Origin of the sequence: Accumulibacter sp. (assembly GCF_016789985.1) — a bacterium.
Taxonomy (GTDB): Bacteria; Pseudomonadota; Gammaproteobacteria; order Burkholderiales; family Rhodocyclaceae; genus Accumulibacter.
The window spans coordinates 1-8080 of the sequence record NZ_JAEUOL010000218.1 but is presented as its reverse complement, the minus strand read 5'-3'; the positions used below and the strand labels follow the sequence as shown (position 1 = coordinate 8080).

Genomic DNA, 8080 nt, shown 5'->3' with positions numbered 1-8080 from the left:
ATGACATCGTGGCCGGTCATTTTCGACCAGCCATCGACCGCCACCTTGCCATCCCTGGCATCGAGACCAACGATGATGTGACCGGGGAAGGCGCCACAGGCATCGTGCAGGAAGCCGGGATTCTTCACCGCAGCGGTACCGATGATTACATAGCTGACCCCGTCGTCAAGACAACGCTCTATGGTATCGAGGTCGCGGATGCCCCCCCCGAGCTGGACCGGGATGTCGTCCCCCACCGCCTGAACGATTTCCTTGATCGCCCTTTCGTTCTTCGGCTTGCCGGCAAAGGCGCCATCCAGATCGACCACGTGCAGGCGCCTTGCCCCCTGCGACAACCAGTGGCTGGCCTGCTCGCCCGGCGCATTGGAGAAGACGGTTACTTGGTCCATGAGACCCTGTTTGAGCCGGACACATTGTCCGTTCTTGAGGTCAATCGCGGGAATGATCAGCATGTCGAAGGCAGAAAAATGGATTGATACAGATGAAACGCGGGTAATCGATCAGGGTTTCCAGGCGACGAAATTGGCGAGCATGACAAGTCCCGCCGGCGAACTCTTCTCCGGGTGACACTGAATGGCGAAGATATTATCCCGCGCCACCGCACTGGTAAAGGGGATGCCGTAATCGGTGATGCCGACGATGCAGTTCTCGTCGGTGGGCGCGACAAAATAGCTGTGCACGAAATACATCCGTGCCCCATCGTCGATTCCTTTCCACAAGGGGTGCACGCGTCTCTGCCAGACCTCGTTCCAGCCCATGTGGGGCACCTTGAGGCGCTTGCCGGCAGCGTCGACCATGCGGCTGGCGGGGAAGCGACGAACCACGCCCGGCAGTATGCCGAGCCCCGGCACATCGCCCTCCTCACTGTGCTCGAAGAGCATCTGCTGACCGATGCAGATGCCGAGAAAGGGTTTGCTGGCAGCCGCATCGAGCACCGCCTGGCGCAGACCGCGCACTTCGATCTCGCGCATGCAGTCCGGCATCGCCCCCTGGCCAGGGAAAACCACCCGCTCGGCACCGCTGACCACTGCCGGATCGGCCGAGACAAGGATTTCCCGACCCGCGGCCACGTGCACCAGGGCCTGCCAGACCGAACGCAGATTGCCCATCCCGTAATCGACAACGACGATCGCTCCGCCGCCGGTGCCACGCTCCAGCATTACAGGGAGCCTTTGGTCGATGGCACGCTGCCACTGGCACGCGGGTCATTCTCGACCGCCATGCGCAGCGCTCGGGCAAAGGCCTTGAACACCGTTTCGGCCTGATGGTGCGCGTTGTCGCCGCGCAGGTTGTCGATGTGCAGCGTCAATGCGGCGTGGTTGACCAGTCCCTGGAAGAACTCGTGAATCAGATCGACATCGAAAGCGCCAATCATCGCGCGCCGGAAGTCGACATGAAACTCGAGACCTGGACGACCGGAGAGATCGACGACGGCGCGCGACAGGGCTTCGTCCAGTGGCACATAGGCGTGTCCGTAGCGACACAGGCCCTGCTTGTCGCCGAGCGCCCCGGCCAGTGCCTGGCCAAACGTGATGCCGATGTCCTCGACCGTGTGATGCGCATCGATGTGCAGGTCGCCGACTGCGTCAACCTCGAGGTCGATCAGTCCATGCCGCGCAATCTGCTCGAGCATGTGATCGAGGAAAGGCACGCCGGTGGCGAAGCTGCCGCGGCCGTGGCCATCGAGATTCAGGCGAACTGTGATCCGGGTTTCGAGCGTATTCCTGGAAACTTCTGCTTGCCGCATCGGCATACCATTGCATGGTGGCGTTGCGCGTCTGAAGAAAGCGCTCGGCCGGTCGCTGCCAAGCGCCGCCGATCGTCGGCAGACGCACCGTGATCGACAGACGCGCATGATACCATTTCGCGCTTACCGTGCATTGAAACGGAACAGCCTTTCATGAGCCGCTACTGGAGTTCCCTCGTTCACCGCCTGACGCCCTATGTACCCGGCGAGCAACCGAAGCTGCCGCACCTGGTCAAGCTGAACACCAATGAAAACCCCTACCCCCCCTCGCCGCGCGTCGTTGCTGCCATTGCCGAAGAAATGGCCAATGGCGGCCAGTCGCTGCGCCTCTATCCCGATCCGAACGCCGAACTCCTGAAGGAGGCAATTGCCGCGCGCTACAGCAGGTTTGACATATCGGTGGAACAGGTTTTCGTCGGCAACGGCTCCGACGAAGTGCTGGCACTGGTTTTCATGGCGCTGCTCAAGCACGACCTGCCGATTCTCTTCCCCGACATCACCTACAGCTTCTATCCAGTCTACTGCAGTCTGCACGACATTGCCCACGTCGCGGTGCCGCTGACCGAAGACTTCCGGATTCGGGTGGATGATTACGCAACGGCGAACGGTGGCATCATTTTCGCGAATCCCAATGCGCCAACCGGCTGTCTGCTGTCTCTCGCGGAAATCGATCAACTGCTGGTGGCACAGCCCGCATCGGTCGTTATCGTCGATGAAGCCTACATCGACTTCGGCGGCGAGTCGGCGATCACCCTGGTCAATCGCCATCCAAATCTGCTGGTCGTGCACACGCTCTCCAAATCCCGCTCGCTGGCCGGGCTGCGTGTCGGCTATGCTGTCGGCCACCGGGACCTGATCGAGGCGCTCGAGCGGGTCAAGAACAGCTTCAATTCCTACCCGCTCGATCGACTGGCAATCGCCGGCGCCGTTGCCGCCATGGACGACCAGGACCATTTTGAACAGACGCGGCAGGCGGTCATGCGCAGTCGCGAAGCGCTCGGCAGCGCCTTGCTGCAACTGGGTTTCGTGGTGCTGCCGTCGGCCGCCAACTTCCTGTTCGTCAGCCACCCGCAGAGCGATGCGGCTCAACTGGCCGCACGACTGCGGCAACGCGGCATCATCGTTCGCCACTTTCGCCAGCCACGCATCGACCAGCACCTGCGCATCACGATCGGCAGCGACGAACAATGCGCGACGCTGCTCCAGGCACTGCGCGAGATTCTGCCCGGCGAATGACCGTCGCTTGACATCAATTGAGAAGACAGACGATGGACTACCGCAAACGATTCTTCGTCAGACCGGGCACCCAACTCAGCCTTGCTGCAATCGACCCGGCGTTCGCCGGCGAACACACCTCCAGTAGCTCAGCCCTGGCCGAGATACAGCGCAACGTCGCACGGATGGACGAGTTGCAGGCGTTGCTCTACGCCGATGGCAACCAGTCGCTGCTCGTCGTGCTGCAGGCGCTCGATGCCGCCGGCAAGGATGGTGTCGTCCGTCACCTGTTCACGGGAATGAACCCGCAGGGAACGTCGGTATTTGGTTTCAAACAGCCGAGCGCCGAGGAAGCAGCGCACGATTTCCTCTGGCGAGCTCATCAGCGGACACCGGCGAGAGGACAGGTGGTAGTCTTCAACCGCTCGCACTACGAGGACGTTCTTGTCGTGCGGGTCCACGACCTGGTGCCCAAGGTCGTCTGGTCGAAGCGCTACGCACTGATCAAGGATTTCGAAACGATGCTGGTGCAGAACGGCACGCGCATTCTCAAGTTCTTCCTGCACATCAGCCCCGAGGAGCAACTCGCCCGCTTCAAGCAGCGACTGGAAGATCCGGCGCGCAACTGGAAGATCAGCGAAGCCGACTACTCCGAGCGGGAGTTGTGGCCCGAGTATGTCGCAGCCTATGAAGAGGCGTTGAGCAGGACGAGCAGCAAGAGCGCGCCATGGTACGTCATTCCGGCCAACCACAAGTGGTTCCGCAATCTGGCCATCTCGCAGATCATCGCCGACACGATGGCCGGGATGGGATTGAAGCTGCCGCCGACCCGGGTCAATCTGCAGGAAGTCACTGCCAAGTATCATGCTGCGGCGGAAGCACAGAACCAGCGGGCAGGCAAAGCGCCCAAGGATTGTGGCAAAACCTAGCCGACAGGCTGCACTGCTGTACGCAGCTCAGGATACGAACGGAACCCTCGCCTTGCGTTGACGGCATGCCGATTGTCAGGCGCAGTTGGTTCGTCCGGGTTAATGAGGAGGAACGATGACGCAGGATGATGCAGGGCGGGGTTTCAGTCTGCCCGTTTTTCAGGGCATCCGACCGCTTGACCGGTCAGGGCTGGGACGGGATGTGCTGGCCGGCTTCACCCTCGCCGCGCTCGCCATTCCCGGAACGATGGGATACACCAAGATCATTGGCACGCCGGTGATCACCGGCCTCTATACGATTCTGATTCCGATGAGCCTGTTCGCCATCTTCGGTTCGTCGCGGCATCTGTCGGTGGGCGCCGATTCGGCAACGGCTGCGGTGGTCGCTGCCGGTCTCACCGGCCTGGCCGTACGCGGTTCGAATGAGTGGCTTGCATTGTGCAGCCTGCTAGCGCTGATGGCGGGCATCCTGATGTTTGCCGCACGCGTGCTGCGGCTCGGTTTCCTGGCCGATTTTCTTTCGCGCACGGTTCTCACCGGCTTCATGACCGGAGTGGGCGTACAGGTATCGCTGCTCGAGGTTTCCGGTCTGCTGGGCCTGCCACGCATCAGCAACGAACCACTCCGGCAGATCGTGCACGACCTGCAGCAGATCGGGCAGACCAATCTCCATGCCGTGGCAATTTCATTGGCCGTGCTGGTGGTGATCGTCGGCGGCCGGCGGATCTCCGACCGGATCCCGGGCGGCCTCATCGCCGTGGTCACCGCCATTGGCGTCAGTTGGGCACTCAATCTGGACGCCCGACTGGAGACACTCGGTGCCGTTCCAAGCGGTCTGCCGACGTTCGGCCTGCCGCATGTCCAATGGAGCTGGCCGCTGATCCAGAAGCTGCTGCCGATCGCCTTTGCCTGCTTCGTGGTGATTCTCGCGCAGAGTGCCGCGACGTCACGCTCCTATGCCGCGAAGTACGGCGACCGCTTCGATGAGAATGTGGACATGGTGGGGCTGGGCATGGCCAACATCGGCGCCGGTTTGTCCGGCACCTTCCTCGTCAACGGCAGCCCGACCAACACGGCCATGGTCGACAGTGGCGGCGGCCGCAGCCAAGTCGCCCAGCTCACCACCTGTGTCCTCGTGCTGCTGGTCCTGCTGTTTCTAACCGGCCCCCTGGCCTACCTGCCCACCGCCGTGCTGTCCGCCATCGTCTTTCTGGTGGCCGTGCGGATGATCGATGTCCGGGGGATGCGGCAGATCTTCGCCCAGGCGCGCGCCGAGTTCTGGGTGGCCTTGCTGACGGCGGCCACGGTAGTCGTCATCGGTGTCGAGCAGGGAATCATTCTGGCCATGGTGTTGTCGCTGCTCGATCATGTGCGGCGCGGCTACCGGGGCAGTAACGCGATCATCGCGGCGGACAAGAAGAAGAAAGGCTGGCAGACCGTTCCGCTGAGCGAACCGCAGCAGATTGCGCCAGGACTGCTGGTTTACCTTTTCAGCAACAGCCTCTACTACGCCAACGCCGGACAGTTTGCCGAAGAGGTGTTTCATCTGGCGAGGCTCGAGACGCAACCGCCACTGGCCTGCTTGTGCATCGAGGCAGCGGCAATCGGCGACGTGGACTTCTCGGCAGCAGCGATGTTGCGCGACACCGACACGCTGCTCAAGAAACAGGGCGTCCGGCTGGTATTCGCCAATGTGTCGGGAGCCCTGCGCGGTCAGCTCGATCGCTACGGCATCACCGATCTCATTGGCGCCGACGCCTTCTACGGCTCCGTTCATGCCGTCGTGGCGGACTATGAACGGCAGTCCGCCGCACCGAAGGAGGGCACCACCGGGGCGATGAACGGCGCAGCACCTATCTGAAGCCTGGTTGCGAATCAGTCGAGAGCTCTGGGCAAGACAGGCTTCGCCAACGCGCAGGTTAGCCGCCCGCCAGACGACAGACGCTGCCTCAGGGATGGACCACGGACGCGGGGGCCCATCCGCTGACCAAACTCAGTACGGAGGGTTGATCACCACGTACTGCACCTGGGTACCCACGTACTGAGGTTGATACCAGGTGCTGCCGCACTGCTGGTAGACCACGCCATTGTAGTTGACGGGCGCGCAGTTGGCAGGCACCGTGCGGACGACCGACCCGACGACGGCAGCAGTGACGGCGACCGTGGCGGTGACCGCAGCAGCGGTCGCGACGGGGTGATAATTGTCATTCCAGCCTCCGCCGTGCCGGTCGACATCGACGTTGACGTTGCGGTTTACGTTCACATTGTTGACGCTGGTATTGCGTACGTTGTTGGTGCGCACATCCCGATTGCTGTTGTTGACATGCACATCGCGTCCACCACCGCCAGCACGAGCGCCACCGTCGCGGGCCTCAGCCACAGGTGCCAGGACGAAACCGAACAGAAGAAGGGCGCCGAGGGGCGCCAGAGACAGTTGGCTGAATGTTCTTTTCATGGGAGCACTCCTTTACTTGCTATTCAGCGGACGAATGCCGATGGGGTGAGCATCCTTGGGTGGCGTGAATTTGAAGATCGCGTCCTTGAAAGTCGGCTTCAGGTTCCATACGAGGTGGGAAACAGACTGCGGCCGGGCTTCGTCAGCACGATTGGTAATGACCAGCTTGCGCGGCAGCGGGGCATCCCCGACGGTCATCCAGATCTGCCAATCGATCTGGCCCTGGCGAAAAGCGTAGTGATCGCACAAATCCTTGCCAATGATGTCCTGGCCGGCATTCATCGCCGACTGGATCTGGTCCAGCGGCGCGGCATCGGTACCCCAGGCAAAGAGATCCGAGAGTGGGACCTGAACGCCATACTTGGCTTCGAGCTGGTCGATCATGGCGCCGATATTGTCCGCCACGTCGGTGATGGCGTAATACTTCAGCGCGGGCGTATACAGGGTAGCGGTCCTGCCATCGTAGACGAGTTCGCGTTCGGCACGCGCACTCCACATCAGTGCGCGCAACTTGTTCGGACGCTGCACCTGAATCTCGGCCGATGCGCTCTGTTGCAGCTTCTGGCCATCTTCGAGCACCGTTTCCGAAGACAGATCGGTCCTGACCTCAAAGCGTCGCAAGGTCTGCAGATTGGCGCCCATTTTCTTGAGCGCTGCAATCGACGCCGGGTCGACCGGGTTGACGACCGGTCGGGAGGTGCCCGCCGGCGCAGGCTCGGCGCCAAAGCCGGGTGCCGCCAACGTTAGCGCCAGCAAGCCGAGCACAAGTTTCTTGCGTGCCATCATGGTTTTCTCCTGGGTAGGTTGGGTGGTAGAGGTTTTGAGCAGGGCACGCGTCCGGGAGAATGCATCGGGGTCTGTGACCATTGCGGCACCGGTAGCGCCTTGTTCGATCGAGGCTGAGAGAGATCAGAAAGAAAACACCGGTGGTCGTGCCAGGAATACCGGGCATCGTGCGCCAAACCGGTCGGCGTGCGAACAGTGTGCGGACCGGAACAGCCGGGCCAATCAGCCGACATTGCTTTGTGCTGACATCCTTGTTTGCCGGACTTCCTGATCATGCTGTCTTTCATGGTGGTGACGATACGAGACTGAAGAAGCCCGAGGCGACGCGATGACCGCTCTCATCCTCTCCGGTGCGCAGTGTATATGCATATTGCAGTGGCGGATACCTCGGGACACACGAGAATTCGACAAAAATACGGCTAAGTGATTGTTTGTGCGCAATTCACCGGTTCGGAATTGGCACTACAGGCGTCTGGCGGAGGGCTCAGACAGGGCGATGGTTTCGAACAGCTTTTTCTGTCCTGATTAACCGAACAAGGGAAATCCCCCGGCTCTGCCGGGGGACTGGAGAAGTTTGACATTTCAGGGAGTCCATCAGGAAACTTCAAGCCGTGAGCCGCCAAGCACACGACGATGGAGAATCCCGATGGACGAGTCCGAAAGCCTAGGGCGTGTTCACAGTAGCCAAATATAGGCGCATGCCAAATGCAAAAATGCATTGAAGCGACTGGCGAGTTGCCTCCAGTAGTTTGCCTCAGCTTGTGCTGGAGGAATGCCCCCAATCGGCGTGAGCAGTCGGATGTGGTTGAACCAGTGCACCCACTGCAGGGTGGCCAGTTCCACGGATTCCCTGGTCATCCAGGGGCCCCGGCGGTGAATCAGCTCGGCTTTGTACAGCCCGTTGATGGTCTCGGCCAGGGCGTTGTCGTAGCTGTCGCCCTTGCTGCC

Annotated in this window: 9 protein-coding genes; 3 read left to right on the top strand and 6 right to left on the bottom strand. The window is 61.4% G+C overall.

Annotated elements, in window-relative coordinates:
- The 3 genes from JNK99_RS12670 to hisB all read right to left on the bottom strand — a co-directional run.
- The coding region (locus JNK99_RS12670; RefSeq protein WP_291853666.1) for a HisA/HisF-related TIM barrel protein at positions 1 to 452 on the bottom strand (452 nt) is incomplete at its 3' end.
- A 48-nt stretch (positions 453 to 500) separates the two neighbouring features.
- The gene (gene hisH / locus JNK99_RS12665) at positions 501 to 1160 is read right to left on the bottom strand and encodes an imidazole glycerol phosphate synthase subunit HisH (RefSeq protein ID WP_291853664.1); all 660 of its coding nucleotides are present in this window, start codon (positions 1158 to 1160) and stop codon (positions 501 to 503) included.
- Complete coding sequence (gene hisB / locus JNK99_RS12660; protein WP_291853661.1) at positions 1160 to 1747, bottom strand: imidazoleglycerol-phosphate dehydratase HisB; 588 nt, start codon at positions 1745 to 1747, stop codon at positions 1160 to 1162. Before hisB ends, hisH begins: the two co-directional genes overlap by 1 nt.
- A gap of 153 nt (positions 1748 to 1900) precedes the next feature.
- Between hisB and hisC the strand changes: the two genes are divergently transcribed.
- The 3 genes from hisC to JNK99_RS12645 all read left to right on the top strand — a co-directional run bounded on the left by hisC (position 1901) and on the right by JNK99_RS12645 (position 5752).
- The gene (gene hisC, locus JNK99_RS12655) at positions 1901 to 2983 is read left to right on the top strand and encodes a histidinol-phosphate transaminase (RefSeq protein WP_291853659.1); all 1083 of its coding nucleotides are present in this window, start codon (positions 1901 to 1903) and stop codon (positions 2981 to 2983) included.
- Between the two features lie 32 nt (positions 2984 to 3015).
- On the top strand, positions 3016 to 3891 hold the full coding sequence (locus JNK99_RS12650; protein WP_291853656.1) for a polyphosphate kinase 2 family protein: 876 nt from the start codon (positions 3016 to 3018) through the stop codon (positions 3889 to 3891).
- Between the two features lie 115 nt (positions 3892 to 4006).
- Entirely contained in the window at positions 4007 to 5752 is a 1746-nt protein-coding gene (locus JNK99_RS12645) for a SulP family inorganic anion transporter (protein ID WP_291853653.1), read from the top strand.
- Between the two features lie 132 nt (positions 5753 to 5884).
- Here JNK99_RS12645 and JNK99_RS12640 read toward each other — a convergent pair whose 3' ends face one another.
- The 3 genes from JNK99_RS12640 to JNK99_RS12630 all read right to left on the bottom strand — a co-directional run.
- On the bottom strand, positions 5885 to 6346 hold the full coding sequence (locus JNK99_RS12640; RefSeq protein ID WP_291853650.1) for a hypothetical protein: 462 nt from the start codon (positions 6344 to 6346) through the stop codon (positions 5885 to 5887).
- A gap of 12 nt (positions 6347 to 6358) precedes the next feature.
- Positions 6359 to 7132, bottom strand: a complete 774-nt coding sequence (locus tag JNK99_RS12635) for a DUF2092 domain-containing protein (RefSeq protein WP_366518764.1) — start codon at positions 7130 to 7132, stop codon at positions 6359 to 6361.
- A gap of 675 nt (positions 7133 to 7807) precedes the next feature.
- Positions 7808 to 8080: integrase core domain-containing protein (locus JNK99_RS12630; RefSeq protein ID WP_291853647.1), on the bottom strand; the 273-nt coding region annotated here is incomplete at its 5' end.

What these genes read in the sequence shown, in the direction of transcription:
- JNK99_RS12640 (WP_291853650.1), bottom strand. Translation starts at nt 6,346, where the DNA reads ATGAAAAGAACATTCAGCCAACTGTCTCTGGCGCCCCTCGGCGCCCTT.
- JNK99_RS12645 (WP_291853653.1), top strand. Translation starts at nt 4,007, where the DNA reads ATGACGCAGGATGATGCAGGGCGGGGTTTCAGTCTGCCCGTTTTTCAG.
- hisC (WP_291853659.1), top strand. Translation starts at nt 1,901, where the DNA reads ATGAGCCGCTACTGGAGTTCCCTCGTTCACCGCCTGACGCCCTATGTA.
- JNK99_RS12635 (WP_366518764.1), bottom strand. Translation starts at nt 7,132, where the DNA reads ATGATGGCACGCAAGAAACTTGTGCTCGGCTTGCTGGCGCTAACGTTG.
- hisB (WP_291853661.1), bottom strand. Translation starts at nt 1,747, where the DNA reads ATGCGGCAAGCAGAAGTTTCCAGGAATACGCTCGAAACCCGGATCACA.
- JNK99_RS12650 (WP_291853656.1), top strand. Translation starts at nt 3,016, where the DNA reads ATGGACTACCGCAAACGATTCTTCGTCAGACCGGGCACCCAACTCAGC.
- hisH (WP_291853664.1), bottom strand. Translation starts at nt 1,160, where the DNA reads ATGCTGGAGCGTGGCACCGGCGGCGGAGCGATCGTCGTTGTCGATTAC.